At 68.3% G+C, this 26026-nt stretch carries 21 protein-coding genes; 10 read left to right on the top strand and 11 right to left on the bottom strand.

Going from position 1 to position 26026, the window contains the following annotated elements; genetic code table 11:
- Nucleotides 1-86: 86 nt before the first annotated feature.
- Together ABGB08_RS21025 and ABGB08_RS21020 are read right to left on the bottom strand one after the other, a co-directional pair.
- Entirely contained in the window at nt 87-1541 is a 1455-nt protein-coding gene (locus ABGB08_RS21025) for a cytochrome ubiquinol oxidase subunit I (protein WP_347592757.1), read from the bottom strand.
- 585 nt (nt 1542-2126) lie between these two features.
- The gene (locus tag ABGB08_RS21020; RefSeq protein WP_347592755.1) at nt 2127-2801 is read right to left on the bottom strand and encodes a polysaccharide deacetylase family protein; all 675 of its coding nucleotides are present in this window, start codon (nt 2799-2801) and stop codon (nt 2127-2129) included.
- Between the two features lie 881 nt (nt 2802-3682).
- Between ABGB08_RS21020 and ABGB08_RS21015 the strand changes: the two genes are divergently transcribed.
- Complete coding sequence (locus ABGB08_RS21015; protein ID WP_347592753.1) at nt 3683-6814, top strand: tetratricopeptide repeat protein; 3132 nt, start codon at nt 3683-3685, stop codon at nt 6812-6814.
- A gap of 143 nt (nt 6815-6957) precedes the next feature.
- Here ABGB08_RS21015 and ABGB08_RS21010 read toward each other — a convergent pair whose 3' ends face one another.
- The 6 genes from ABGB08_RS21010 to ABGB08_RS20985 all read right to left on the bottom strand — a co-directional run bounded on the left by ABGB08_RS21010 (nt 6958) and on the right by ABGB08_RS20985 (nt 13375).
- Nucleotides 6958-7854, bottom strand: a complete 897-nt coding sequence (locus tag ABGB08_RS21010; protein WP_347592751.1) for a hypothetical protein — start codon at nt 7852-7854, stop codon at nt 6958-6960.
- Nucleotides 7855-8063: 209 nt separating this feature from the next.
- Nucleotides 8064-8711 carry a carbon monoxide dehydrogenase subunit G gene (locus tag ABGB08_RS21005; protein ID WP_347592749.1) on the bottom strand — a complete coding sequence of 216 codons (648 nt, stop codon included), beginning with the start codon at nt 8709-8711 and terminating at the stop codon, nt 8064-8066.
- Between the two features lie 85 nt (nt 8712-8796).
- Entirely contained in the window at nt 8797-9603 is an 807-nt protein-coding gene (locus ABGB08_RS21000) for an XdhC family protein (protein WP_347592747.1), read from the bottom strand.
- A gap of 75 nt (nt 9604-9678) precedes the next feature.
- A complete protein-coding gene (locus tag ABGB08_RS20995; protein ID WP_155359003.1) occupies nt 9679-12048 on the bottom strand; it encodes an aerobic carbon-monoxide dehydrogenase large subunit in 2370 nt (789 codons plus the stop codon).
- Nucleotides 12045-12512, bottom strand: a complete 468-nt coding sequence (locus ABGB08_RS20990; protein ID WP_155359004.1) for a (2Fe-2S)-binding protein — start codon at nt 12510-12512, stop codon at nt 12045-12047. Before ABGB08_RS20990 ends, ABGB08_RS20995 begins: the two co-directional genes overlap by 4 nt.
- Nucleotides 12509-13375 carry a xanthine dehydrogenase family protein subunit M gene (locus tag ABGB08_RS20985; protein WP_347592744.1) on the bottom strand — a complete coding sequence of 289 codons (867 nt, stop codon included), beginning with the start codon at nt 13373-13375 and terminating at the stop codon, nt 12509-12511. Before ABGB08_RS20985 ends, ABGB08_RS20990 begins: the two co-directional genes overlap by 4 nt.
- 176 nt (nt 13376-13551) lie before the next feature.
- On the opposite strand from ABGB08_RS20985, the gene ABGB08_RS20980 reads away from it, so the two are divergent.
- Nucleotides 13552-14463, top strand: a complete 912-nt coding sequence (locus ABGB08_RS20980) for a LysR family transcriptional regulator (RefSeq protein WP_347592742.1) — start codon at nt 13552-13554, stop codon at nt 14461-14463.
- A gap of 69 nt (nt 14464-14532) precedes the next feature.
- Here the strand turns inward: ABGB08_RS20980 and ABGB08_RS20975 are convergent, their stop codons facing one another.
- A complete protein-coding gene (locus ABGB08_RS20975) occupies nt 14533-15381 on the bottom strand; it encodes an NAD-dependent protein deacetylase (RefSeq protein ID WP_347592740.1) in 849 nt (282 codons plus the stop codon).
- 192 nt (nt 15382-15573) lie between these two features.
- Here ABGB08_RS20975 and ABGB08_RS20970 point away from each other — a divergent pair, with 192 nt between their 5' ends.
- The 8 genes from ABGB08_RS20970 (at nt 15574) to ABGB08_RS20935 (ending at nt 25146) form a co-directional block, all read left to right on the top strand.
- Nucleotides 15574-15951, top strand: coding sequence for a hypothetical protein (locus tag ABGB08_RS20970; RefSeq protein WP_347592738.1), 378 nt, complete (start codon nt 15574-15576; stop codon nt 15949-15951).
- Nucleotides 15952-16042: 91 nt separating this feature from the next.
- Entirely contained in the window at nt 16043-18088 is a 2046-nt protein-coding gene (locus tag ABGB08_RS20965) for a hydantoinase/oxoprolinase family protein (RefSeq protein WP_347592736.1), read from the top strand.
- Nucleotides 18075-19892, top strand: a complete 1818-nt coding sequence (locus ABGB08_RS20960) for a hydantoinase B/oxoprolinase family protein (protein WP_155358998.1) — start codon at nt 18075-18077, stop codon at nt 19890-19892. Before ABGB08_RS20965 ends, ABGB08_RS20960 begins: the two co-directional genes overlap by 14 nt.
- A 281-nt stretch (nt 19893-20173) precedes the next feature.
- Entirely contained in the window at nt 20174-21040 is an 867-nt protein-coding gene (locus tag ABGB08_RS20955; RefSeq protein ID WP_347592734.1) for a helix-turn-helix transcriptional regulator, read from the top strand.
- Nucleotides 21041-21072: 32 nt separating this feature from the next.
- Complete coding sequence (locus ABGB08_RS20950; protein ID WP_347592732.1) at nt 21073-21918, top strand: SAM-dependent methyltransferase; 846 nt, start codon at nt 21073-21075, stop codon at nt 21916-21918.
- Nucleotides 21915-22094 (top strand): DUF397 domain-containing protein, encoded by a 180-nt coding sequence (locus ABGB08_RS20945; protein ID WP_347592730.1) that lies wholly within the window; start codon nt 21915-21917, stop codon nt 22092-22094. The genes ABGB08_RS20950 and ABGB08_RS20945 overlap by 4 nt, the downstream gene beginning before the upstream one ends.
- A gap of 257 nt (nt 22095-22351) precedes the next feature.
- Complete coding sequence (locus tag ABGB08_RS20940) at nt 22352-23524, top strand: CoA transferase (RefSeq protein WP_347592876.1); 1173 nt, start codon at nt 22352-22354, stop codon at nt 23522-23524.
- Between the two features lie 134 nt (nt 23525-23658).
- Entirely contained in the window at nt 23659-25146 is a 1488-nt protein-coding gene (locus tag ABGB08_RS20935; RefSeq protein ID WP_347592874.1) for a carboxyl transferase domain-containing protein, read from the top strand.
- On the opposite strand, the gene ABGB08_RS20930 is transcribed toward ABGB08_RS20935, so the two are convergent.
- Together ABGB08_RS20930 and ABGB08_RS20925 are read right to left on the bottom strand one after the other, a co-directional pair.
- Nucleotides 25138-25569: a hypothetical protein gene (locus ABGB08_RS20930; RefSeq protein WP_155351099.1), complete on the bottom strand. Its 432-nt coding sequence runs from the start codon at nt 25567-25569 to the stop codon at nt 25138-25140. The genes ABGB08_RS20935 and ABGB08_RS20930 overlap by 9 nt on opposite strands.
- Nucleotides 25566-26024, bottom strand: coding sequence for a hypothetical protein (locus ABGB08_RS20925; RefSeq protein WP_347592728.1), 459 nt, complete (start codon nt 26022-26024; stop codon nt 25566-25568). Before ABGB08_RS20925 ends, ABGB08_RS20930 begins: the two co-directional genes overlap by 4 nt.
- Nucleotides 26025-26026 lie beyond the last annotated feature (2 nt).

Here is a 26026-nt window from a genome sequence, read left to right as displayed (position 1 = left end):
TTAATTAGAAAGTCGTGATCTGGACGGCCGCAGCGGTGAGTCGCCTGGTCGGTGGCTATGCGGCTGGCTACGGGACGGGTTTCTGGTTAATACATCAGGGTCGGCCGGGATTCGGCCTGGAGCTGACGGGGGATCAGCACGGTCTCGTCGGAATCTTCGTCGGAGCGCGTGGCGGGGACCTCGGGACCGGCCTTCACGTGCCGGAGGATGAGTCCGGCTTCGGCCAGGGCGAGCAGGCCGTACAGGGCGGTGAAGACGGCGAGGGAGATGGCGATCTCGGTGAGCGTGACGCCGGGGGAGACGCTGGCGGCGGTGAGGAGCTCGCCCGCGACCGTCCACGGCTGGCGGCCGATCTCGCTGAGCAGCCAGCCCGCGATCATCGCGAGCACCGGCAGCGGCAGCGCGAGCACGCACGCCTTGGCGAACCAGGTCGGCACGTTCCTGGCCCGGCGGCCCCGGCCCCGGGTCAGCCACAACCCCAGCACGGACAGGCCGATGGCCGCCGACCCCAGCATGACCATCACCCGGAACGACCAGAACACGACGGGCAGGTTGGGCATGTAGTCGCCCGGCCCGAACTGGGCCTCGAACCGCTGCTGGATGTCGTCGACGCCCTGCACGACGGCGTTGGGGTCGTGCGCGGCGAGCAGGCTCAGCAGGTACGGAATCTCCACGCCCGGCACCGGCGAGAACGGCGCGCCCGCGGTGTCCTGCCGCAGCCCTTCGGCCGCCGCCAGCTTCATCGGCTGCTGCTCGCGGAGGAGCTGCCCCGACAGGTCCCCGCTCCCCGCGACGACCACCCCCGCGATCGCCGTCATGACAAGCGCCCCGCGAAGACTCGTCCGCCACATGTCCGGAAATTTCCGTTCATGGGGGGTGGTGAAGTCGGCCTTGCGGGGGAGCAGGCCCTTCGTGCCGCGGTCCTTCAGGATGCGGTAGCCGCTGACCGCGAGCACGAACACGCCCGCCACCACGAACGACGCGCCCACCACGTGCGGCACCTGGGCCAGCGCCGTCGAGTTGGTCAGCACCGCCCACAGGTCGGTCATCTGCGCCTTACCGTCCACGACCTGGTAGCCGACCGGGTGCTTCATCCACGCGTTGGCCGCCAGGATGAAATATGCCGACAGATTGGAGCCGATCACCGCGATCCACAGGCAGGCCAGATGCACCCGCTTGGGCAGCCGGTCCCAACCGAAGATCCACAGCCCCAGGAACGTGGACTCCAGGAAGAACGCAAGCAGCGCCTCCATGGCCAGCGGCGCCCCGAAGACGTCGCCGACGAACGTTGAGTACTCGCTCCAGTTCATGCCGAACTGGAACTCCTGCACGATGCCGGTGACCACGCCCATCGCGAAGTTGATCAGGAACAGCTTCCCGAAGAACTTGGTCAGCGTGAGGTAGTGCTCTTTGCCCGTGCGGTGCCAGGCGGTCTGCAACCCCGCCACGAACACGCCCAGACCAATCGTCAGGGGTACGAAGAGAAAGTGGTAAACGGTGGTGACCCCGAACTGCCACCGTGCCAGATCAAGTGCTTCCATATCCCCCTCCGGGGTGTTCCGGAGCTCTACAAGACGTAGTTCTACTTCAAGTAGTACTACGGTCTGTAGAGCAATGGAGGGTCGGGTGCCTGCGATCTACGTCACATCAGTTGCCGCCTGCCTGACGGCAGGCCGAAGACCCGAGGCCCCCCGCCTCGGATCCCGGCACCAACCCCGTGCCTAACCGAGAATGCCGGAGGCGATGTCCCGGTTCACAGGGACCGCCGCCCCGACTTCCCGGGAGCCCTTACGGGACCAATCATGGGCAAACACCCAGGCCCACGGCGTCCACCGCGGGGGTGATTCCCAGGTACGCCTCCCGGGTGACGGTTCGCGATCGTCTGTCCATGACCACTCCGCCCTGTGCCCCGTCGCTGAGTGGACCTGCCGCTCCTTCAATAGGCGGCATCGCTGGAGTGTGGGGATCGCGTCGCCGCTGGCCTCGGGGAGCTCGGCCGTGTCTTTGCGCTCCAGCTGAACGGGCCCGCCCAGGAAAAGGTGAGCGGTCGCGGAATCGGCTGGGGGAGTCGCCTTCGGCCCGTCCCGGCGGCTAGTGACAGGGGACGGCCGTCCGCCGTCCGCAGGTCACCGCATCGCCTCGTCGAGGTAGGCATCGAGGTTGCCCAGCGCGAACCCCCGCCGCTTGATCTTGTTGACGAGGACGCGGAAATCCCTGGACAGGTTCGGACGGAAGTGCAGCAGCAGGATGTCCCCCGCGTGCAGCTTCTTGTCCGGCGTTTGATAGGCGATCTTCCCGCCCGGTTGCACGCTCGCGGTCCACAGCAGCACCACTCTGATCCCGCACTCTTTCGCCGCCCGCAGCGTATCGGTGTTGTAGTTCCCGAACGGCGGCCTGAACAGCAGCGGCCGTACCCCCATTCGCCGCTTGATCGCCCGCGACGCCCCGCAGATCTCCGCCTTCTGCGCGTCGAACCCGAGCGTCCGCATATTCGGATGCGTCAGCGTGTGATTCTCGATCGGCACCCCCAGATCCTGGAAGTACGACCAGCCGCCCGCCCCCACGAACCGCCCCCCGGTGGCCGCCGGGTCGACCGGCCCTCTCGCCTCCACGGCGTCCCGCATCGCGAACACGGTGATCGGGATCCGCTTCTTCAGCACCTGCGTGGCGAACCCCGGATCCTGCTCCCACCCGTCGTCGATGGTGAGGAAGACCACCTTCCTGCTCGTCGGAATCGAACTGACCACCGGCGGTAACTCGCCCATGTCGATCTTCCCGACCTCACCCGGGATAGGAAGCACGCCAGCCGGTCCAACCGGTGTCGGCGAGGGCGTCGGCGACGAGACCGTGATCGGCTGCCCGGCCCCCAGCACGGTATTCAGCGGCTGCGGCGTCCCACCCTCACTCGCCGCACAGCCCACCAGCACCGCAACAGCCCCACCAGCAACCATGATGCGCCACAACATCCCCCGAGCCATGGCGCATCATCTTGCCAGCCAAGAGCGATCTGGAGTGGCCTATCCGCGAACCCGGTTCACGCGGGCTTGCAAGGTGCCAGGCGGTCGGTTCTGCACATGGCCACTGTGCTGTGCGATAGGCGTGACCATCGATGTCGTCGGCGTACGGGGCCGCCGGGCGGGTGCGATCCGAACGGTTCTGGGGCGGCTAGGATGATCGCTTGCGGCTGCAGATCGGTGGGCTCGCAGCATAAAGACCTCCGATTCTTGATCGGAGGTCTTTGCGATGGATGTCCACTTAAAACATGAACATCCACGGCCCAAGCAGGATGAGCGTGAGCATCTTTGGTCAACCTCCTGCTGCGGCCCCATAGTGCTGCCGCGCTGTGCTGTCTATGAATTTCGACGACAGTGTCACCAAATGTCTGATTCTTACCTGTTGCGGCCGACCGAATAATCAGTTTTTGGCCGTGACAATTAGTACGGTAGCACTCCTAGACCTGCCTTGTCGATCGATATACCCATACGAAGTCCTCCTGCTGAAACGGCATTCGGTCCTACACGGGGTCGGAGGTATCGCAGCGCGCCGTGGCTCGTTCCAGCGAGGAGCTCAGGCATCGGTGCGGCGAACCTTACAGATCAGGGCGGAGCGGTTTACATCCTGGATTTCGGTATCCAATAGTGAGAAACTCTCGGAAAGTCCTGTCCCCTACATTGGGGCTATCATGGAATTCCGCATACTCGGGCCCATCGAAATCTGGCACAAACAGACGCGCCATAACGTGGGGTGGGCCAGGGAGCGCCATGTGCTGGCGGCTTTGGCACTCACGCCAGGTCAGCCGGTCCCGACCGAAATGCTCATCGACCGTGTATGGGACGGCAATCCGCCGAATAAAGCGCGGGACAATTTGTACACCAAAGTGACCCGGCTGCGAACACGGCTGCAGGAAATCGGGGCCGACGCCCAGGTCAGCAGCCGTGGCGGGTCGTACATTCTGGAGACGGATCCCGAGAACGTGGATTACTACCGCTTCCGGCAATTGCGCGTCCAGGCGCGCGCCATCGCCGAAAGCGGTGACGAGCAGGAGGCCGTGCGGTTATTGAACTTGGCGGCGGCGCTGTGGCGTGGGGAACCGCTGGCGGGCCTTTCCGGATCCTGGGTGGACCGCACCAGAAAGGGCATCGAAGACGAGCTCCTCGGTGGCGCTGTCGAGCGCATAGAATTCGAACTACAGCTCGGACGGCACGCCGACATGGTGGCGGAACTCTCGGCACTCGTGGACGCCTACCCGTACCACGAGAAACTGGTCGAATTGCTAATGACCGCGCTCTACCGCAGCGGCCGTCAGGTCGAGGCCCAGGACGCGTACCGGCGAACCCGGCAGCATCTGGTCACCGGATACGCATCCGAGGCCGGTCCGCAACTGCGGGAACTCCACCAGCGCATTCTTCGCGGCGATGCCTCGTTGCTGCTGTTCCCCGGCGTGGGCCGAGCGAGGAACAATCTGCCGCGCGACACGTCCATCTTCACCGGTCGCACCAGCGAGATCACCCGATTGCTGGCCATGGCCACACCACACGAGACGGCCGTCACCGTGCTGGCCATCCACGGAATGCCGGGGGTCGGGAAATCCGCGCTGGCCGTGCATGTGGCGCATCGGCTCGCCGAGCGGTATCCGGACGGGCAACTCCACCTCGATCTCTATGGCCATGACACGGAGCGCGTACCGCTCGATCCCCTCGCCGCGCTGGGCCAATTGCTACGGATGCTCGGCGTTCCCGCCGCCCGGATCCCGGACGGCCTGGACGAGCGCGCGACATTGTGGCGGGCGGAGCTGGCCCGGCGCAAAACCCTGATCGTGCTGGACGGCGCGGCGGGGCACGAGCAGATCCGCCATCTGTTGCCAGGCACGCCTGGGTGCCTGGTCCTGATCACCAGCAGACTTCGCCTGGCCGGGCTGAACGACATTCAATCGCTTCCGCTGGAAGCGCTGCCGCCAGAAGACGCGGCCACGCTGTTCGGCCGGATCATCGGTCACGGCCGCGCCCGCGAGACGGACGAGGTCGCCACGCTCATGCGGCTGTGCGGCTACCTTCCCATGGCCATCCAACTGGTCGGAACCCGGATCCAGCACCGCTCGTCCTGGCAGGTCGCGGACCTGGTCGCGCGGCTCAGCGACAACAACCGCAGGCTGGCCGAGATCCGGGCCGCCAATCAAGAGATCACCGCGGCCTTCGAATTGTCGTATCAGGGACTCGGCCCGCAGCATCAGGAGGCGTTCCGGCTGTTCGGACTCCATCCAGGCGCCGACTTCGGTGTCGACAGCTCCGCGGCGTTGCTCGACACGGATCCGCACACCGCGGAACGAATCCTGGACGATCTGCTCGATCACCACCTCATCGCTGAACCGCGACGCGGCCGATACCAATTCCACGACCTCATCCGCGACTACGCGCGCCAACTCTCCGCCGAGCGGCCGGAGTCCGAACGCCGCATGGCACGTTCCCGGCTCCTCGACTTCTACCTGCACACCGCGGATCGCGCCGATCAGCTTCTCCATTCTCGGCGCGTGCGCCTGCCATTGGAAGTCGGTGACCCACCGCCGGTCCTGCCCCGGCTGGAGACCGCGGAAGACGCACGGAATTGGTTCACCGTCGAAGTGGACAACCTCCTTCTTCTCGCCGCGTATGCCGCCGACGATCACTGGCTGAGACCCGCGGCATTACTTGCGCGCGTGCTCAGCCAATTCTTGGAGACATCCGGGCACTGGAAGGAAGCCGCGGTCCTGCATCGACGCGCGATCGACGCGTGGCGAGACCTCGGGGACCAGGCCGGTGTGGCACAGGCACGCGCCGATATCGCCCGCATGTTGTGGCGGGCCGGCAATCAGGACGACGCCCTCGAACAGGCCACCCAGGCGCTGACCATCCAGCGCATCCTGAACGACCAGCATGCCATCGCCGACACGCTCGATCTGATCAGTGTCATCCACATACACCGCTCCGAATACACGATCGCCCTGGAGTACTGCGAGTTGGCGCTTCAGACTCATCGCGCTCTGGGCGACCGGCGAGGCGAGGCGGCAAGCCTCAGCCACCTGGGCATCGCCCTGTGGCATCTGGGCGACTATCCCGAGGGCGATAGCCGGATACGTCAGTCCTTGGCCATCTGGCAGGAGGTCGACGATCCACGCGGCAAGCAGATCACGTTGAACAACATGGGCGACTTCGAACTACAGCTCGGGCGCGCCGCGTCCGCACTCCAGTACTACGAGCAAGCCACGGCCGCCGACCCGGAAATGGGCCCGCAGCATCAGGCCATATGTTTCAACAATATCGCCAACGTGCGCCAGTACATGGGTGATCTCGCCGAAGCCAATCAGTACTACCGGAATGCGGTGAAGCTCTACCAGGAGATCGGGGACCGGCGCGGCGAAGCCGACGCCCTTAACAATATCGGCAGTTGTTATGTTCGCATGGGCCGCGACAACGAAGCCTTCATCCACTTCCAGAAAGCCCGGAACATCGCCATCGAGATCTCCGAGAGATTCATCGAATCACAGGCCCTCCGTCAGATCGCGGGCGTGCACCAGCGAGCCGGGCGCCACGACATCGCGCTGAACGGTTACGGCCAGGCGCTCGAAATCGCCCGCGCCATCGGCGACCTCTACCAGCAGGCCCGCACCCTCGACCAGATGGGATTCTCCCTGCTCAACACGGGTAACGCAGTCCGCTCCGAAGAATGCTGGCAGCAGGCGCTCGCCCTGTACGACCAACTGGGCGTACCGGAAGCCGAAAACGTCCGCTCCCGTCTCGGCGCCGCACACGCTCCAGATCGAACGGACTCCACCGCCTGAGATAGGTCCGCAGAACAAGCGGTCCCGATTCTCGGCAAACGATTCATCGGGCCTCGCTCGCCCGCGGTGGGCGCCAATCTGCCTGATGCCTAAGAAAGACGTGGTGGACGTCGACCAAGCCTAGGCGAAATCCTCGGTTGCCTTTATTGGGTCATGTCGTCAATGCGGCGGGCGAGCTGGTCCGGTTCGGCGTCGATGAGGGCGGAGACGGCGCGCCACCAGGCGAACCATTCGGCGCTGCGCCACATCCAGTCGACGCGTTCGACGGCGGCGGTTGCGTCGCCTCGGGTTTCCCAGGGTGGGCCGACATGGTCGAGGGTTGCGCCGTGGTGGAGGGCCCAGTCGCGGAGGATTGTGCTGGGGGTGGGGTCGACTGGGTCGGTGTAGGGGTCGGGGTGTTCGTCGGGGAGGGGGTGGGGGCCGAGACCGGCGGCGACGCCCCAGCTCCATTGGGCTTCGGCGGGGCGGGAGTAGCGGAGGGAGGAGAAGTCGAGGTTGGAGCCGAGGTCGTCGTCTTTGCGGGTGACGACGACGGCGTCCAGGCGGCCGCCGGCGTCGAAGGCGACGACCAGGCGGTTTCCGGCGCGTGCGTCGGGAGGGAGGGGGACGCGGTCTTCCGCTTGCCAGGAGTTGAGGTCGGCGGTGCCGACGGGTGGGCCCCAGATGGCGTCGGCGACGTCGTCGGAGATCCAGGCGGCGAGCATTTCCAGGACGGTCAGGTCCGCCCAGGGGTCCAGGGAGGCGGCTTTGACGAGGACTTCCTCGGGGGGTGGGAGGGCGCCGCCGCGGCTGACCGTCCACCAGCCGGGGCCTAGCTCGCCCGTACCCACGAAGAGGGCCGCGATGGCGGCGAGTTCGGCCGATCGGCGGGTGAGGGGGGCGCCGCGGGCCAGTTCGGCGGCGCGGCGGGTGCGTTCCCGGCCGAGTACGGCTTGCGCCTCTTTGAGCAAAGTTCCGGCTGTGGGGCGTTCCTCGCCCAACAGGTCGAGAATCAGTCGCTTGGCCTCAGATCGTGCGTCCTCCGCGTGAGCCTCCCGCATAGGGCAAACCTACGCCCAAATGATCGCTCACGGCGATAGTGCCCCGGTGAGATGTGCTCACGTGCGCGTCACCGTTGCTCGAACGCGACCTACGCCGCCGTGCGCAGGGGAGATGCGCTCACGCGGACGGCACCGTTGCTCGAACGCGACCTGCCCCGACGCATGCAGGTCACGCGAGCGGCACCGTTGCGCAGGTGCGCTTACGTGCGTCACCGTTTGCGGGAGCGGCCGAGGAGCCAGCCGATGACCGCGCTGCCGAGGGCGATGCCGGCGCCCATGCCGAATGCCGTGATGACCGCCCAGGGTGGAGGGCCCTGCTTCGCGGTGGCGGCTTGCGGGGGGCGGGTGAAGATCTGGGCGGTCTCCGCGGCCGGGGCCTGGGCTTCGATCGAGGGCACGACGACGGCGGGGCCGGCGAGGAGGTGTTCCTCGACGGCGGAGAAGAACTCGCCGGCGGTTTTGCGGGCGACCGAGCCGAGCATGCGCTGGCCGACGCCGCCGATCATGCCACCCACGATTGCTTCGGCGTCATAGTCGACGCGGGTTCCGCCGTCCACCTCGCTGAGCTGCACCCGGACGGTGGCGTCCACCGTGCCCGGAGCGCCCTGGCCGCGCGCCCGCAGTACGAAACGCTCCGGCTCCTCGGGTTCGGCCAGGGCGACCTCGCCCTGGTAGACGCCCTTGATCGACGCTACTCCGGCGTGGACGGTCATGCGGTAGGTGTCGACGCCGATGGACTCCAGACGTTCGCAGCCGGGGATCGTCCGGACGAGCACGCCGGGATCCTGCAGCGCGGACCAGACTTTCGCACGTTCCACCCCGAGCAGAGCGCTGCCGACGACCTTCAATGCTCCCACCTCCAATGCCGCACACTAGAGAATCTAGAGCAGCGAGGATAACGGCAAGATCTGCCCCCTCGGTCGAGTCCGCGCTTGCAGATCTTCACATTCGGGCGGCGAGCACCTCCGCGTAGACGGTGAGAGCGATCTCCGCGGGGGTCCTGGCGCCAAGATCGAGCCCTGCGGGGCTGTGCACGTCTTCGGAGCCCGGAATTCCCGCCAGTACGGCACTGCCCCGCTTGCGGCTGGCGACCAGGCCGATGTACGGAACCCGGGCTTCGATGGCACGGGTCAGGATCGGAACCTCGGCCACACCATGAGACGCCACGATCACGGCGGACGTGTCCGGAGCAAGCGCCACAAGAGGGTCGTCGGTGAGCTCGGTCGCGTAGCCCAGCGCGGATCCGACCGTGTCGAGGGACTGCGCGATCGGCCCCTGGCCGTACACGAGGACGAGCTTGGGCGGGATCACCGCTTCGAGGAAGATCTCCAAGGTCCCGCCAGACAGGCATGGCTGCCCGACCGCGACCAGCCCCTCCTCCTCGTACGGCTCCGCCGCCTCCGGCGTGATCCGCAGCAGCGTGGAACTGCCGTCGGTCAGCAGCCGAAGCCCCTGGGTACGCACCGCCGCCAAGGCGCAATGCCCCCCGACGAACCCTTCGATCGTCCCGTCCGCCAGCACGAGGGCGCGGTCCCCGGCCTTGGCGCTGGTGGGCCGCGCCGCCCGGACGACGGTCGCCATCACGTACGGCTGCCGCCCCGCGCTCAACGCCCTCACCCGCTGGCCGAGCCCGGCATCCCACCCAGCCGAAGCCGATCCACTGAAACGACCCTCCGGCCGAGAAGGCACCGCAGCACGCCGGATCTCCGGCATCCCAAGGAATTCGTCGGGGCTGTGGTGTGTGGTCATGATTTGACCATTTCCGTTGGTTTTGTTCTCCGTGGATGCCCGGCCAAGCGGCCCGAAGCCGCCTGGCCGGGAATGTCATGAGATAGCCAGGTCCGTACGGATGGGGTTGCCCTGCATCGCGCGCCAGACTCCGGCGGGGGTGAGGGGCATATCCGCATGCCGTACCCCAAAGGGCCTGAGAGCGTCGAGGACGGCGTTGACCACGGCGGGAGGCGAGCCCACGGTGGCCGATTCGCCGACGCCCTTCGCGCCGATGGGGTGGTGCGGAGAGGGAGTGACCGTTTCGCCCAGTTCCCAGGAGGGGCATTCCATCGCGGTCGGGAGCAGGTAGTCCATGAAGGAGGCGCCCAGGTGGTTGCCGTCCTCGTCGAAGGCCATGAGCTGCATGAGCGCCATGCCGACGCCGTCGGCGAGACCGCCGTGAACCTGGCCTTCGACGATCATGGGGTTGATGCGCACGCCGCAGTCGTCGACCGCGATAAAGCGGCGGACCTTGACCTGGCCGGTGCCGGGGTCGACGTCGACCACGCAGATGTACGCGCCGAACGGGTAGGTCAGGTTGGGCGGGTTGTAGACACAGGTGGCGTCCAGGTGGCCTTCGATGCCTTCGGGGAGTTCCAGGCTGGAATGGGCGGCGAGGGCGATCTCCTGGATGGTCTTGCCCGCTCCGGTTCCGGCGACCGTCCACGCCCCGCCGGACTCGTTGACGGCCCATTCGAGGTCCTCAGGGGAGGCCTCCAGCATGGCGGCGGCCACCTGGCGGGCGCGTTCCCTGACTTTTCTGGACACCATCGCGGCGGCGGCCCCGGAGACGGGCGTGGAGCGGGAGCCGTACGTGCCGAGCCCGAAGGGCGTCTGGTCGGTGTCGCCGTGCACGACGTCCACGTCGTCAGGGGAGATGCCCAGTTCGGAGGCGACGATCTGGGCGAACGTGGTCTCGTGGCCCTGGCCCTGGGACTGGCAGGAGACGCGGAGCACGGCCTTGCCGGTCGGGTGCACGCGGAGTTCGGCGCCGTCGGCCATGCCGAGGCCGAGGATGTCCATGTGCTTGCGCGGCCCGGCGCCGACGGCCTCGGTGAAGAACGCGATGCCGATGCCCATGAGCTCGCCGCGGTCCCGCTTCTCGGCCTGCTCGCGGCGGAGCGCGTCGTATCCGGCCATGTCCATGGCGAGTTGCAGGGTCTTCTGGTAGTCGCCGGAGTCGTACTCCCAGCCGGTCGGGGAGGTGTATGGGAACTGCTCGGAGCGGAGCAGGTTCTTCATGCGCAGTTCGGCGGGGTCGGCGCCGAGTTCCATGGCGAGCACGTCGATCATGCGTTCGACCAGGTAGACGGCTTCGGTGATGCGGAAGGAGCAGGCGTAGGCGACGCCGCCGGGGGCCTTGTTGGTGTAGACGCCGGTGACTTCGCAGTGGGCGGCCCGCAGGTCGTACGAGCCGGTGAAAACGTGGAAGAAGCCGGCGGGGAACTTGGTCGGCTGGGCGGTGCCGTTGAAGGCGCCGTGGTCGGCGAGGACCTTGACGCGGATGGCCTGGATCTTGCCGTCCCGGGTGGCGGCGACTTCGCCGCGCATGTGGTAGTCCCGGGCGAAGGAGGTGCTCATCAGGTTCTCTGAGCGGTCTTCCATCCATTTGACGGGTTTGCCGGTGACGATCGACCCGACGATCGCGCAGACATATCCCGGATATATCCCGACTTTGTTGCCGAAGCCGCCGCCGATGTCGGGGGAGATGACGCGGATCTTGTGTTCGGGGAGGCCGGCGACCAGGGCGTAGAGGGTGCGGTGGGCGTGCGGGGCCTGGGTCGGGCACCAGACGGTCAGCTTGCCGGTGACCTTGTCGAAGTCGGCCACCGCGCCGCAGGTCTCCAGCGGGGCGGGGTGCACGCGCGGGTACAGCATGTCCTGCGTGACCGTCACCTCAGCCTGGGCGAAAACGGCGTCGGTGGTGGCTTTGTCCCCGGCCTCCCAGTCGAAGATCTTGTTGTCGGCCCGGCCCTCGTGATCGTCGCGGATGATCGGCGCGTCCGGGTCCAGGGATTTCCTGGCGTCGATCACGGCGTCCAGCGCGTCGTACTCGACGTCTATCAGCTCCAGCGCGTCCCGCGCCGAATACCGGTCCTCGGCGACGACGAACGCGACCTCCTGCCCCTGGAACCTGACCTTGTCGGTGGCCAGCACGGCCTGCGTGTCGGCCGACAGGGTCGGCATCCAGGCCAGGTTCAGCCCCGCCAGCGTCTCGCCGGTGATGACCGCTTTGACCTTCGGGTGGGCGAGCGCCGCCGAGGTGTCGATGGAGACGATCCTGGCGTGCGCGTGCGGGCTGCGCAGGATCGCGCCGTACAACATGCCGGGCAGGTTGACGTCGTCCACATAGCCGCCGCGGCCCCGGATGAAGCGCGCGTCCTCCTTGCGGTGCATGCGGCCGAATCCCATCGGAGTGCTCATACCGACGCCTCCTTCTCCGCCGCCCAGCGCACCGAACGGACGATGTTCTCGTAGCCGGTGCACCTGCACAGCTGCCCGGAAATGGCCTCGCGGATCTCGCCCTCGTCCGGGTCGGGGTTGCGGTCGAGCAGCCAGCGGGCGGTCATCAGCATGCCCGGCGTGCAGAACCCGCACTGCAGCCCGTGACACTGCACGAACCCCTCCTGAACGGGATCAAGCGCGCCGTCCTTCTCCAGCCCCTCCACGGTCGTCACCTCGTGCCCGTCGGCCATGACCGCGAGCACCGTGCACGATTTCACCGGTACGCCATCGAGTTGCACCACGCACACCCCGCAGTTGGAGGTGTCACACCCCCAGTGCGTGCCGGTAAGGCGGAGTTCGTCCCGCAGGAAGTGCACCAGCAGCAGCCTCGGCTCGACGTCCCGCACGTAGTTCTGGCCGTTCACCGTGACACTGACCCTCATGCTCGGCTCCTCTCGGCGGCGCGGCTGAGCGCCCGGTAGGTGAGTTCTCCGGCGAGATGCCGCTTGTAGTCGACCGGGCCGCGCTGATCGGCCTGCGGCTCGCAACTCGCTGCGGCGATCCGCGCCGCCTCCCGCAGCACGTCCTCCCCCGCCGCCTTCCCGATCAGGTACGCCTCCGCGTCCGGCGCCGCGAAATGCTCCGCCCCCACCGCCGTCAGCCCAAGCCCCGCCTCGACGATCATGCCTTCGTTCGTCCGCAGGTACGCCCCTGCCGCGGCCACCGGCCAGTCCCCGACCCGCCGCTCGACCTTCTCGTACGCGCTGCCCGCGCCCGGCTTGATCCGCACCCGGAGCTCGGTGAGGATCTCTCCGGGCTCGACCACCGTCTCGTACGGCCCGACGTGGAACTCCCGGATCGGGACGGTACGGCTTCCGCCCGGCCCCACGATGACGGCGTCCGCCCTTACCGCGGCGAACGCGGCGGAAAGATCCTCGGAGGGGTCCGCCTGGCAGAGCGATCCCCCCACCGTCCCCCTGTTGCGGACCACGGGATCCGCGATCACCCGCTCCGCTTCATGAAATATCGGGAAATATGCGCCTACGGCCTCGTCGGCGAGCAGGGCGGCGTGCCGGACGAGCGCCCCGATGACCAGCGTGTCCCCCTCCACCCCCAGCTGGGACAACTCCGCGAGCCCGTTGATGTCGATCAGCGCGTCCGGCTGGGCCAGCCGCAGCTTCATCATCGGGATCAGGCTGTGACCCCCGGCGACCAGCCGGGCCTCAGGACCGTACCGTTCGAGCAGTTCGAGAGCGTGTGGCACGCTCTCGGCCCGCTCGAACTCGAAGCTGGCCGGAACCTGCATATCGACCTCCTCGCCGAGTGCCCCGCCCATGCGACAGCGCACGGAACGGCAGGCACTTGCCACCTTCCCCCGCGCCGGATCCCGCCACAATCCACGAATAAGGGGTTACTTAATGCCGGTGGTGGGTCTAGAAAGAAGGTCAGACCGCGGCCCTGAGCTTTGGTGAGGGAGGACAGGTGACCCTGACCCAGCTGAGCGCCTTCGTCTTCGTCGGCAGGCTCGGATCGGTCAAAGCCGCGGCCCGCGCCCTCGGCGTCAGCGAACCCGCGATCTCTCAAGCCCTGGCCGCGTTGCGCGTACACATGGGCGATCCCCTCGTGGTCAGATCCGGCGACCGCATGCTCCTCACCGAAGGCGGCCGCCGCCTGTTCCCCATCGCCTCCCAGATGGTCGCGTTGGGCGCCGAAGCCGAAGCCGCCGTACAAACGGTCCGCGCCGACCGCCTGCACCTGGTCGCCTCCGGCGCGATCGCCGAATTCGTCGCCTCCTCCCTCACCGACGTGTTCGGCCGCCGCCGCGCCATGGAGACCACCTGCGGCGAAGCCGCCAGCGAGGAAATCCCCCTCCTCCTCACCAGCCGCGTCGCCGACGTCGCCCTGGGCCCCCGCATCACCGGAGAACGCCTGGTCAGCGAGCCCGTCCTCCGCTGCCGCCTGGTCGCCGTAGGCTCCCCGGCAGGCCACCGGGACACCTGGCTGGTCGACCCCTCGGTCGAAGACCCCGCCAGCGACGCCAGCCGATTACTCCAGCGCCTCCGCGTCCCCGAATCCCGCATCCGCGTCTTCCCCAACCAGACAGCCGCCTGGGACGCCGCCGCCGCGGGCACCGGAATCGCCCCCGCCATCGGCCACCTCGTCACCCGCCACCTCCGCAAAGGCGACCTCACCGTAATCGAGACAGCGGCCACCCCCATGAACATCAGCTGGTACGCCACCGCCCTGGAACCAGGCAACCGCTCCCCCCTGGCCAGCACATTCCTGGAATTCCTCGGCACCCCCGCCGCCACCCAGCTCATGCACTCCCCAGAAGCCGGCGTCCCCAGAACCAGATTCCGCCCAACCGTCCACGTCTCCATCTGGAAACAGTGACCAGCCGGCTGCGCTGGCGCGGCTGGGATGGACGTCAACCCCGTTCTCGGCACCGGCCACCCACGGATTTCAGGCTGGGCGGGGTGTCGGTGTCGCGTTGACGACGGCGGTGAGGGTGGGGCCTAGGGGAGCGTTCAGTCGGATCAGAGCCAGGTCGTCACCGGCCGTCGGTTCTTGGTTGACGATGGCGATCGGGATGCCGAGGGCCGCTGCCCGTGCCACGAATCGATAGCCGGAGCGGACCGTGAGCGAGGAGCCGAGGACGAGCAGCGCGCGGGCCGCGGCGACCTGTGCGAAGCACGTGTCGACCCGGGGGCGGGGAACGTTCTCGCCGAAGAAGATCACGTCGGGCTTGAGTAGCCCGTCGCAGGTCAGGCAATCGACGACCTGGAAGGCCGCGACGAGTTCGGCTGGCAGGACCGCGTCGCCGTCGGGGTTGAACTGGGAGGCGGTGGCGTGCCAGCCGGGGTTGGCCGCGTGTAGCCGCCGGTCGAGGTCGGCGCGAGGGCTGCGCTCCCGGCAGCCCAGGCACACCACTCGGTCGAGCCCGCCGTGCAGTTCGGTCACTCGCCGGGCCCCGGCCGCCTGGTGTAGTCCGTCCACGTTCTGGGTGATGATCGCCTCGACCAGGCCGTAGCGCTCCAGTTCGGCGACCGCGTGATGTCCCGCGTTGGGGAGGGCCAGGTCTAACTGCCGCCAGCCGATATAGCTACGCGCCCAGTAGCGCTGCCGGGCCTGCGCGCTGGCCGCGAATTTCTGGTACGTCATGGGTTCGGCCCGGCGGCCCCGCCCGGTTGGGCCCCGGTAGTCGGGGATGCCGGATTCGGTGGACAGCCCCGCTCCGCTCAGCACGACCACGCCGCCTTCGGCGACCAACCCCGCCAGTTCCGCGACTGAGCCTGGCCTCGCGTTCCTCACCCTCCCATCGTGCCCTACGGTTCCGATGGCGGAAGCGAGGGAGGAGGCTTGACCAACCAGATCGAGACAGCCGGGCCGCCGCGCTCGAAGCAGGCACCACCGGTTGCGCGGCATTGGTCTCCGAAGGTTTGGTACGACCGGGACTTCGTGGGAGATTTCTCCCCTAGGTATCCGAGAGCCCCAGGAGGAACCATGGTCACACCAGGCGAGACCCCCGCTGATCTGGACGCGATGATGGTCGCGGATGACATGACCGAAGCGCAGTCGGACGCCGCGCGCTGGCGGTACGGCTTCTACGTCGTGCTCACCGGGCTGGTGGTGATCCTGGTCGGGTTCGCGGTGGCCGTCCTGCGGACCGGGGAAGCGGGGACGTTGTTCGCGGGGATGGCCGGCGTCGTGGGGACGATCATCGGGGCGTACTTCGGGGTGCAGGCGGGGCAGTCGGGGAAGGACAGGGCCGAGGCGGAGTTGCGGCGGGCCAATGATCGGGCGACCAGGATGGCCGCGTATGTCGGGCCGCAGAACATCGATCACATCATGGGGCCGGTGCGGCGGCCGGGTCGTGGGTGAGGTCGGCGGGCAGGCTCTGACGACGATTTCCAGATTCTTCGGCATAGTGCGCTGATTTCACACCTCGCAGGTCGTCGGTAGAAACTGGAGCATGCACAGCGTCCGTATCGGGGTCGACACCGGCGGCACGTTCACCGACGTGGTTCTGGTGGATGAGGCTTCCGGCCAGATCGTCACGACCAAGACTCCCTCTACTCCTGCCAATCCGGCCGACGGATTTCTGGCAGGGGTGCACAAGGTTCTTGAACTGCACGGGAGCACAGAGAGTCTGGACGCCGTGTCCGCGCTGGTGCACGGCACCACGGTGGCCACCAACCAGCTGCTGGAAGACCGGCAGGACGGGACCGCCCACCTGGGCTTCGTCACGACCGAAGGTTTCGAGTTCATCCTGGAGATCGCCCGCCAGAGTGTGCCGGACGGGTACGGGAACTCCTACTTCTGGGTGAAACCACCCAGGATCGTGCCCGTGCACCGGGTGAAGACGGTGGGCGGGCGGCTCGACCATCTGGGCGCGGAGGTGCGCCCGTTCGACGAGGGCGCGGCTATCGAGGTCGCGCGCTGGTTCCGCGAGCAGGGCGTCACCGCGATCGGAGTGTGCTTCCTGCACTCCTACGCCAACCCGGAGCACGAGCGCCGCATGCGGCAGGTCCTGGCCACGGAGCATCCGGACGCGGTCGTCTCGCTCTCCAGCGACGTGCTGCGCGAATACCGCGAGTACGAGCGTTCCGTGACCACCCTGGTCGACGCCGCCGTGAAGCCCATCATGCGGAAATACATCGACAACCTCTCCGACCGGCTGGGGCGGAGCTTCTCGGTGATGAAGAGCAACGGCGGCGTGCTCTCGGCCGCCGAGGTGGTGCACCAGCCGATCACCACCGTCCTGTCCGGGCCCGCGGCGGGCGCGCTCGGCGCGGCCCTGATCGCGAGTACGGCGGGGCACCCTTCCGTGATCACTCTGGACGGCGGCGGCACCTCCACCGACGTGGCCGTGGTCGTGGACGGCGAGCCCTCCCAGACCACCGAGGGCAGCATCGGCCGCTACCCGTGCAAGATCCCGATGATCGACATCGTGACCGTGGGGGCGGGCGGCGGCTCGATCGCGTGGATCTCCCCGGAGGGCACCCTCAAGGTCGGCCCCAAGTCCGCGGGAGCCGACCCGGGGCCGATGTGTTACGGCAAGGGCGGTACCGAGGTGACCGTCACCGACGCCCACGTGTTCCTGGGCCGGGTCCCCCCGCACCTGCTCGGCGGCGAGATCCCGCTGGACGCGGCGGCGGCCAGGGCCGGGATCGAGGGGCTGGCCGCCAAGCTCGGCCTCACCCCGGAACGCTGCGCGACCGGCATCCTGGAGATCAGCGCGTTCAACCAGTCCAACGCGATCCGGCAGATCACCGTCAAGCGCGGCCTCGACGTGCGCGACTTCCCGCTGGTCGCGTTCGGCGGGTCGGGCCCGCTGCTGGCCTGCCGCCTGATCGACGTGCTGGGCCTCAAGGCCGCGATCATCCCGCCCGAGCCGGGCAACGTGTCCGCGTTCGGGCTGCTCACCGTGGACGTCAAGAACGACTATGTCCGGACCCACGTGACCAGGGATCCGTCGCTGGAGACGATGTCCGGGATCCTCGCGGAGCTGGAGGCGCAGGCCGCCGAGGCGCTGGACCGGGAGGGCTTCACCGACCACGTGTACGCGCGCAGCGCCGATCTCCGCTACTACGGCCAGGCCTACGAGGTCCGCGTGCCCGCGCCCGAAGGCCCCCTCACCCCGGCCTGGCGCGAGGCCGTCCTGGAGCGCTTCCACGAAGCCCATTTCAAGCTTTACGGGTACGGCTACCGCGACGACCCCCAGCACGCCGTCGAATGGGTGAACCTGCGGGTTTCCGGCATCGGGCCGATCACCCGGCCGACCGTGGCGCGCAGGCCGTACCAGCCGGAGGAGCCCAGCCCGGTCTGCACGCGGGACGTCTTCTACGAGAGCTGGGCCCGCACGGTGATCTATCGCCGGCGCGAGCTCGGCGCCGGCGCGGTGGTGACCGGACCCGCCGTCATCGAGGAGTACGGCTCGACGCTTCCGATCCATCCCGGTTTCACGGCGACCATGGACGACTACGGCAACCTGGAGGTCCGACGTGAGCTCGGCTGACCCGATCCTGATCGAGATCGTCGAAGGCACGCTGGCCTCGGTCGAGATGGAGGTCGAGACCGCCATCGCCAGGACCGCCCGCTCGCCCATGATCCGGGACGCGCACGACTTCCGGGCCGGCATCCACGACGTCAAGCTGCGCAAGCTGACCGGGCGGTCGTATTCGGCGCTGGTGCAGCCGATCGTCCGGGATTTCCCGATCGGTACCATGCGTCCCGGCGATGTGTTCTTCCACAACGACGTGTACCTGTCCGAAGGCGGCATCGGGCATCTGCCGGACCTGTGCGTGACCGTCCCGGTGTTCCACGCCGGGGAGGTGGTCGCGTTCGTGCAGGCGTTCGGGCATCACGACGACATCGGCGGGGCCTGCCCGGGCTCGATGCCGTCGGGGGCGCGCAGCGTGTTCGAGGAAGGGCTGATGGTCCCGCCGATCCGGCTCTGGGACCAGGGCACGCCCAACGACGCCGCGCTGCGGATCATGACCCGCAACTCGCGCATGCCCGACTCGCTGGCCGGCGACCTGGACGCGGAATGCTCGGCCTGCCTGATGGGCGCCCGCCGCCTCGGCGAGCTCTTCGACCGGTACGGCCGGGACGCGGTCGACGCCTGCTTCGACGCGATCATCGGCAAGACCACCGAGACCTTCCGCCGCGAGCTGCTGGCGAAGATCCCGGAAGGCGTGCACGTGTGGGAGGACTATGCCGAGCACGACGGCGTGGACGAGCCCCGGCTGCACGCGCAGCGGATCACGCTGACCGTCGACCACGCCGCCCCCGAGCCGCTGATCATCGACTTCACCGGCACGTCGCCGCAGGCCAAGGGCCCGATCAACCACGCGGGCGACTACGCCGACGGGGTGTTCCTGAAGAAGTGGCTGGCGCCGATCCTGCGCAACCTGGCCGAGACCCCGGAACGCATGGCCGAGCTCGACGTCAACGAGGGCGTGGTCCCGCTCATCAAGATGGTGTTCCCGGAGAAGGGCACCCTGCTCACGCCCATCTTCCCGGCCCCGACCAACGCCCGCACGTTCGTGATCCTGCGCCTGCTTGGCGTGCTCGCCGGGGTGCTGGCCAAGGCGACCGGCGGGCGCATGCCCGCCGACCAGGAGACGATCCGCTACACGGGCGTGTACGGCCACGACCACAACGGCAACGACTACCTGATGCGCGAGGTCCTCGGCGGCGGCTCCGGCGGACGCTGGTACGCCGATGGCGAGGACACCATTCACATCGTGCCGGATTCCCGGAACATCCCGGTCGAGTTCGCCGAGGCCCGCTGGCCGTTCCGGGTGGAGCGCCTCGGCCTGGCCGTGGACAGCGGCGGCCCGGGGAGGTTCCGGGGCGGTCTCGGCTACGACAAGCACATCCGGATGTTGCGGGACGCGTCGTTCATGTCCATCGCGGACCGGTCGATCCTGAGCTGCTGGGGGGTCAACGGCGGGCGGGCCGGGCGGCCGTTCGTGGTGACCGTCAACGGGGTCGAGATGGACGGGCTCGTGGACGACTTCCCCGTGCGGGAAGGGGAGATCGTCCGGGTTCGCACCACCGGCGGGGGTGGCTGGGGGTCGCCCTTCGAGCGGGAGCCGCAGCGGGTGGCGGACGACGTGCGGGACGGGAAGGTGTCCCTGGAGTGCGCCCGGCACGAGTACGGCGTGGTGCTCTCCGCCGACTTGGTCGTGGACGAGGCGGCCACGGAGGAGCTTCGAGCGAGTATGCCCGTTCTGTCGGAGGCGTTCTTCGACCGCGGACCGGGTTATCCGAAGCTGTCCGGCGGCCAGCCGCACGCGGAGGTCGATCTCCGCTGATATCCGGTGGCGGGGGATATTTCCGTCACCGGATATGAGGGCAACCCTCCCGTGAGGGAGTCCTGTCATCCAGAGAGTCGCCGCCGCGCTACATCACTTCCACAATTCTCGATCATCGTGCAACATGTGCAACATGCTGAGACGAGAGCACTCCGAGACTATAGCAACCATGACCTGGGTAAATAGGGATATCACTGCACCACTTAGAGCCGTCTCTCCTTCCGCCTGGACTTGCACCGCTTTGCATAGCGGCTGGAGCAACATTTCCCGGGAGATCTGACATGGGCGGCGTTGGCGTGAGCAGCGGCGCACAGCAGGCCAGGGAGGCGCTGGGAGCCCGGCTTCGGGAGATCAGGGCCGGGGCGCGGGTGACCGGCCGGGAGCTCGCGGGCCGCGCCGGCTGGCACTTCACCAAAGTGTCCAAGCTGGAACACGGCCGGATCATGCCCAGCGAAGACGACCTGCGCCTGTGGTGCTTCCACTGCCACGCCCTGGCTGACCTGGCCGAACTCCTGGCCATGCGCGACAACACCGAGAAGATGTACGTCGAGCTGCGCCGCCTGGAGAAGGTCGGATCCGCCGCCTTCCAGCAGGAACTACGCGACCGAGAAGCACGAACCCGCTCGATTCGCAGCTTCTCCGCCTTCCTCATCCCAGCGGTCGCCCAAACCCGCGCCTACGCCACCATCCGATTCACCGAATTTTCCGAAATGTCCGGCATTAGGACGGACGTGGAGTCCGCCGTGGACGCCCGGATGGAGCGGACCGAGCTGCTGCTGACCGGCAAATCCCTGTTCCACCTGGTCCTGTGCGAGACCGCCCTGATGGCCGCCATGGCGCCGCCGGACGTCATGCTGGAACAACTACGCCACCTGATCCACCTCTCCCGCCTGCGCACGGTCCAGCTCGGCGTCGTCCCCCTGGGCTCCCCCCACTACCCGCCGCTCTGCGACTTCTGGATCCTGGACGACACCGCCGCCGAAACCGAGACGTACGCCGCCTTCATCCGCGTCACCCAGCCCGGCGAGGTCGCCATGTACGCCAAGGTCTTCGACAGCCTTGCGCGTTCGGCCGTGCACGGAGAGCAAGCAGTGGAGATCGTCGAGCGCCATATCGAGGGCCTCGTGCAACATCTGGCAACATCCTAGACGGTGATGATCCGCTTTCCTAGCGTGAAGCCATGACCCCTCACGGACTGCCGATGGAGCCGCCCGACGCGGACCTCCGCCGGCATCGACGCCCCGAGCCACCACCCGTCACGATCGACGTGAAGGTCCCCAACGTGGCTCGCATGTACGACTACTACCTGGGCGGCAAAGACAACACCCTCGCCGACCGGGAGTGCGCGGAAGAAGTCATCCGCGAGATCCCGCAGACCCGCGACATCGCGTGGGCGAACCGGCGTTTCCTCGGCCGGGCGGTCCGGTTCCTGGCCGAGGAGCAGGGCATCGACCAGTTCATCGACATCGGCGCGGGTTTACCCACCCGGGAGAACGTGCACCAGGTCGCGCAACGCGCCAACCCCGACGCCCGCGTGGTCTACGTGGACAATGATCCGGTGGTGCTCGTGCACGCTCGCGCGTTGCTCGCCCGCGATCCGCAGACAGTGGCAATCTCCGGCGACGCCCGGCGACCGCTGGAGATCCTGGCCGACGCCGAACTGCGCGGCCTGCTGGACCTGTCCCGCCCGGTCGGCGTGCTGATGGTCGCGGTCCTGCACTTCGTCACCGACGCCGAGGACCCGTATGGCGCGGTGGCGTCGCTGATGTCCCACCTGGTCCCCGGCTCGTGCCTGGTCGTCTCGCACGTGGAACGCACGAAACGCCTGGAGGCGGCCACCAGGGCCTACGCCCGGGCGAACTCGCCCGCCGTGCTGCGCTCGGACGCCGAGGTGGCCGCGTTCTTCGAGGGCCTGACCATGATCGAACCCGGCCTGGTCCGGCTCAAGCACTGGCGCCCCGACGATCTCGTGCTCCGCTTCGACCCGGACGTCCCGATCTTCGGCGCGGTGGGAGTGAAGCCATGACCTGGGTCCGCTCCAGCCACGGCCCGGCCGTCGAACTGGCCGCGCTCGGCGACGGCTTCGCGATGCGCAACTCCGGGCAGCCAGACGGCGCCGTCCTGTGTTTCACGACGGCCGAGATCATCGCTTTCCTGCGGGGCGTGAAGGACGGTGAGTTCGACGATCTGATCACAGAATGATCGGGTAATCACACCTGGCAGGGCAGGAAGGGTAGGCTTTGGCCGCGCCTGTGTCTAGACCGAGGAACACAGCTTCCGAAGTCTGGCAACCGCCGCGCCTTCAGTCGTATGTCCCGGCTTGGCCGCGCCTGTGTCTGGACTGAGGAACGCAGGGTCGCGAAGCGGCCCGGAGTGACGAGGGAAGACACAGGCTGAAGGCGGCCAAGCCCGCCGCGCCGGAGGCGCGGCCGTAAGCACAGCCTGTTCCAGGAGTGATGATGCAGGGACCTCTCGGCGACGTCGTCGTGCTCGACCTGTCCCGGGCGCTGGCCGGGCCGCATGCCGCCCAGATGCTTGGCGACCTCGGCGCACACGTGATCAAGGTCGAGCACCCGTCCGGCGACGAGTCCCGCGGCTGGGGCCCGCCCTTCGTCGGCCCAGATGCCGATATTTCGACATACTTCCTGGCAGCGAATCGGAACAAGCAGTCGATCACCATTGACCTGAAGACCGCCGAAGGGCGTGAGCTCGTGGAGCGGCTGGTGCGCCGGAGCGACGTGCTGATCGAGAACTTCCGCACGGGGGTCCTCGACCGGCTCGGCTTCGGCGCCGACCGGCTGCACGAGCTCAACCCGCGCCTGATCGTGCTGTCCATCACCGGTTTCGGCCACGACGGCCCCGAAGGCGGGCGCCCCGGTTACGACCAGATCGCCCAGGGTGAGGCGGGCCTGATGTCACTCACCGGGCCGCCCGGCGAGCCGTACCGGGTGGGAGCGTCCATCGCCGACCTGCTCGCGGGTATCCACGGCGCGTACGGCGTGGTGGCCGCACTCTACGAGCGCGAGCGCACCGGCAAGGGCACCGTGGTGCGCACCTCGCTGCTGGCCTCCGTCGTCGGCGTGCACTCCTACCACGGCACCTCCTGGACGGTCGGCGGCAAGCTCCCCGTCGCCAACGGCAACCACCACGCCTCGATCGCCCCTTACGGCGCCTTCCACTGCGCGGACGGCATGCTCCAGATCGCCGTCGCGAACGACGGCCAGTGGCAGAAGGTCGCCCGCCTACTAGACATCGACCCCAACATCCCGAAATATGCGACAAATAGGGAAAGATTTGCGCATCGGGATGAGTTGATCTCCGACATGGAGAAAGCCCTGGTTGCACACGATCGCGCACACTGGCTGTCCGCGCTCGCCGACCTCGGCGTTCCCGCCGGAGCCATCCGCACCATCGACGAGGTCTACAGCTGGGACCAGGTGCACTCGCAGGGCCTCCTGGTCGACGTCGATCACCCCGTCCTCGGCCGCATCACGCTCCCAGGCCCGCCGCTCCGCTTCGACGACCACCCCGCCCCCGCGCACACCCCGCCCCCCGCCCTCGGCCAGGACAACGACGCCGTGCTCACCTGGCTGGAGGCTCAGGAATCCACCTCGGGAGGTTCCGCTACGTGACAATCCGGACTCCGGACGACGATGTCCCCCAGGACCCGGCAGGGTCCTACCGCCAGTTCTCGGGGAAGAATTTCGGGGGGATCGAGAGCGGGCGGGTCAATGCTGGTGAACGAGGTCAGATCGTGAACGAGGGGCTGGCGCGGCCGGACGCGCGGGCGCTGATCCGGGCGGTGCTCGACGCCGGAACCTGGACATCCTGGGACGAGCCCCCGGCCGACACCGCGCCACCCGGCTCCGAATACGCCGAGGAACTCGCCGCCGCCCGGGCCAAGACCGGCTACGACGAGTCGGTGATCACCGGGGCCGGCCTGCTCGGGGGGCGACGGGTGGCCGTCGTCGCCTGCGAGTTCTCCTTCCTGGCCGGTTCGATCGGGGTCGCGGCGGCGGATCGGCTGGTCCGCGCGATCGAGCGGGCCACCGCCGAACGGCTGCCATTGCTGGCGGCCCCCGCCAGCGGGGGCACCCGGATGCAGGAAGGCGCGCTCGCCTTCGTCCAGATGGTCAAGATCACCGCCGCCGTGTCCGCGCACCGGGCCGCCGGGCTGCCGTATGTCGTCTACCTCCGCCACCCCACCACCGGCGGCGTCTTCGCCTCCTGGGGCTCCCTCGGGCACGTCACCGCCGCCGAACCGGGCGCGATGATCGGCTTCCTCGGCCCGCGCGTCTTCGAATCCCTGTACGGCTACCCGTTCCCCGAAGGCGTCCAGGTCGCCGAGAACCTCTTCGCCCACGGCCTGGTCGACGCGGTCGTCTCGGCGGCGGACGCCAGGGAGATCGCCATCCGCGCCCTGTCGGTCCTGTGCGTGCCAGAACGGTTGGACCCCGTGCCCGAACCGGCCGGATCGGACGCCGACGTCGGAGCCTGGCAGGCGATCATGACCTCCCGGCGGGACGATCGCCCGGGGGTCCGTACCCTGCTCAAACACGCCGCGACGGACGTGACGCCGCTCAACGGCACGGGAGCGGGGGAGAACGATCCCGGGCTGCTGCTGGCGCTGGCCAGGTTCGGCTCCGCGCCCGCCGTCGTGCTCGGGCAGGATCGGCGCAGCCAGCGGGCGGGCGGCCCGGTGGGACCGGCTGGGCTGCGGGTGGCCCGCAGGGGCATGCACCTGGCCGCCGAGCTCGGCCTGCCGCTGGTCACCGTGATCGACACCGGCGGGGCCGCGCTGTCGAAGGCGGCGGAGGAAGGCGGCCTGGCGGGGGAGATCGCCCGCTCCCTCGCCGATCTGGTCATGCTGGACGCGCCCACGGTCTGCCTCCTGCTCGGCGAGGGCGCGGGCGGCGCCGCGCTGGCCCTGCTCCCGGCGGACCGGGTGCTCTGCGCGCAGCACGCCTGGCTCTCCCCGCTCCCGCCCGAGGGCGCCTCCGCGATCCTCTACCGTACGGTCGACTTCGCCCCGGAGATCGCGCAGGCCCAGGGCGTGCGCGCGATGGACCTCAAACGGGACGGCATCGTGGACCGCGTCATCCCCGAATGCCCCGACGCGGCCTACGAGCAGCAGGCGTTCTGCGAACGGGTGGCCACCGCGCTGGAGTACGAGATCACCGGCCTGCTCGCGCGCGATCCCGCCGCCCGGCTGGCCGACCGCCTGGCCCGCTACCGGCGCGTCGGCTCACGGTAAGGTTCCGGGCTGGCAGGGGATGGCGATCCGTTCCACCCGGATGGCGTGCACTTCCTCCCGGGGAACGACCACCTCGTACGCGCCGTGATCCACCAGCCAGTAGCCGAGGGCTTCCGCCTTCATCCCGCTGTGCCCGGTATAGGCGATGTGCAGGCCGCCGCTGTCGCCGTTCTCGTCCTCGTCCAGGATCAGGCAGGGCTCGCCCCCGAACGCCCCCACCGTCCGCAGCAGCGTCAGCTGCTCCAGATCCTTGATGTTGACCGCCAGCCGCCAGTAGCCGCGCCCCCGCTCGAAGCCCTCCGCGGGCGTCTCGCTGAACAGCACCACGTCGTCCCCGCCGGGACCGATGGCGGCGGGGTAGGTCTGTGCCCGGTACCGGGCGACGAACCCCAGGCCGACCGGTTCGATGTCGTTGCCGCTCATGCCGCCGGCCGCCAGGACAGCCCGTCGAAGGCCGCGAACGGCCGTTCCCCGGCCCGGGTGATGTGCACGATCTCGGCGCCCGCCGGGATCGGCATCGGCATCGTGTGGAACTGCGGCACGACATGCTCCCGTGAAGCGGTAAAGCCGTTCCCGGCGAATGGGGGTGAATCGTTCCAGTCGCCACCCATGTGCGCTCCGTACGGAACGACGTAGGTGTCGATGTCGCGCGCCACCCAGCGCATGAGATAGAGCTCAGGCACGGCGGGCGTGAGGTCGGAGCCCTCGAAGGTCAGATCGAGGGCGTCGACGAGGGCGCGCGGGGAGGTCAGCCGGTCGCAGTCCTGGACGCGATACACATACCCCGAGATGATCGTCCGCTTGCCCGCCAGGTACGGCACGAGCAGACGCGGCGGGATCACCTTCTGCATCCACGTGCTGTTCCCAGGCTCACTCATGG

This window comes from Acrocarpospora sp. B8E8, from assembly GCF_039871605.1.
GTDB classification, from domain to species: Bacteria; Actinomycetota; Actinomycetes; order Streptosporangiales; family Streptosporangiaceae; genus Acrocarpospora; species Acrocarpospora macrocephala.
The sequence above is the reverse complement of the archived record's forward strand: the minus strand, read 5'-3'. Positions and strand labels throughout refer to the sequence as shown.

What these genes read in the sequence shown, in the direction of transcription:
- ABGB08_RS21025 (WP_347592757.1), bottom strand. Translation starts at nt 1,541, where the DNA reads ATGGAAGCACTTGATCTGGCACGGTGGCAGTTCGGGGTCACCACCGTT.
- ABGB08_RS21015 (WP_347592753.1), top strand. Translation starts at nt 3,683, where the DNA reads ATGGAATTCCGCATACTCGGGCCCATCGAAATCTGGCACAAACAGACG.
- ABGB08_RS21010 (WP_347592751.1), bottom strand. Translation starts at nt 7,854, where the DNA reads ATGCGGGAGGCTCACGCGGAGGACGCACGATCTGAGGCCAAGCGACTG.
- ABGB08_RS21000 (WP_347592747.1), bottom strand. Translation starts at nt 9,603, where the DNA reads ATGACCACACACCACAGCCCCGACGAATTCCTTGGGATGCCGGAGATC.
- ABGB08_RS20995 (WP_155359003.1), bottom strand. Translation starts at nt 12,048, where the DNA reads ATGAGCACTCCGATGGGATTCGGCCGCATGCACCGCAAGGAGGACGCG.
- ABGB08_RS20990 (WP_155359004.1), bottom strand. Translation starts at nt 12,512, where the DNA reads ATGAGGGTCAGTGTCACGGTGAACGGCCAGAACTACGTGCGGGACGTC.
- ABGB08_RS20985 (WP_347592744.1), bottom strand. Translation starts at nt 13,375, where the DNA reads ATGCAGGTTCCGGCCAGCTTCGAGTTCGAGCGGGCCGAGAGCGTGCCA.
- ABGB08_RS20970 (WP_347592738.1), top strand. Translation starts at nt 15,574, where the DNA reads ATGGTCACACCAGGCGAGACCCCCGCTGATCTGGACGCGATGATGGTC.
- ABGB08_RS20965 (WP_347592736.1), top strand. Translation starts at nt 16,043, where the DNA reads ATGCACAGCGTCCGTATCGGGGTCGACACCGGCGGCACGTTCACCGAC.
- ABGB08_RS20955 (WP_347592734.1), top strand. Translation starts at nt 20,174, where the DNA reads ATGGGCGGCGTTGGCGTGAGCAGCGGCGCACAGCAGGCCAGGGAGGCG.
- ABGB08_RS20950 (WP_347592732.1), top strand. Translation starts at nt 21,073, where the DNA reads ATGACCCCTCACGGACTGCCGATGGAGCCGCCCGACGCGGACCTCCGC.
- ABGB08_RS20945 (WP_347592730.1), top strand. Translation starts at nt 21,915, where the DNA reads ATGACCTGGGTCCGCTCCAGCCACGGCCCGGCCGTCGAACTGGCCGCG.
- ABGB08_RS20940 (WP_347592876.1), top strand. Translation starts at nt 22,352, where the DNA reads ATGCAGGGACCTCTCGGCGACGTCGTCGTGCTCGACCTGTCCCGGGCG.
- ABGB08_RS20930 (WP_155351099.1), bottom strand. Translation starts at nt 25,569, where the DNA reads ATGAGCGGCAACGACATCGAACCGGTCGGCCTGGGGTTCGTCGCCCGG.
- ABGB08_RS20925 (WP_347592728.1), bottom strand. Translation starts at nt 26,024, where the DNA reads ATGAGTGAGCCTGGGAACAGCACGTGGATGCAGAAGGTGATCCCGCCG.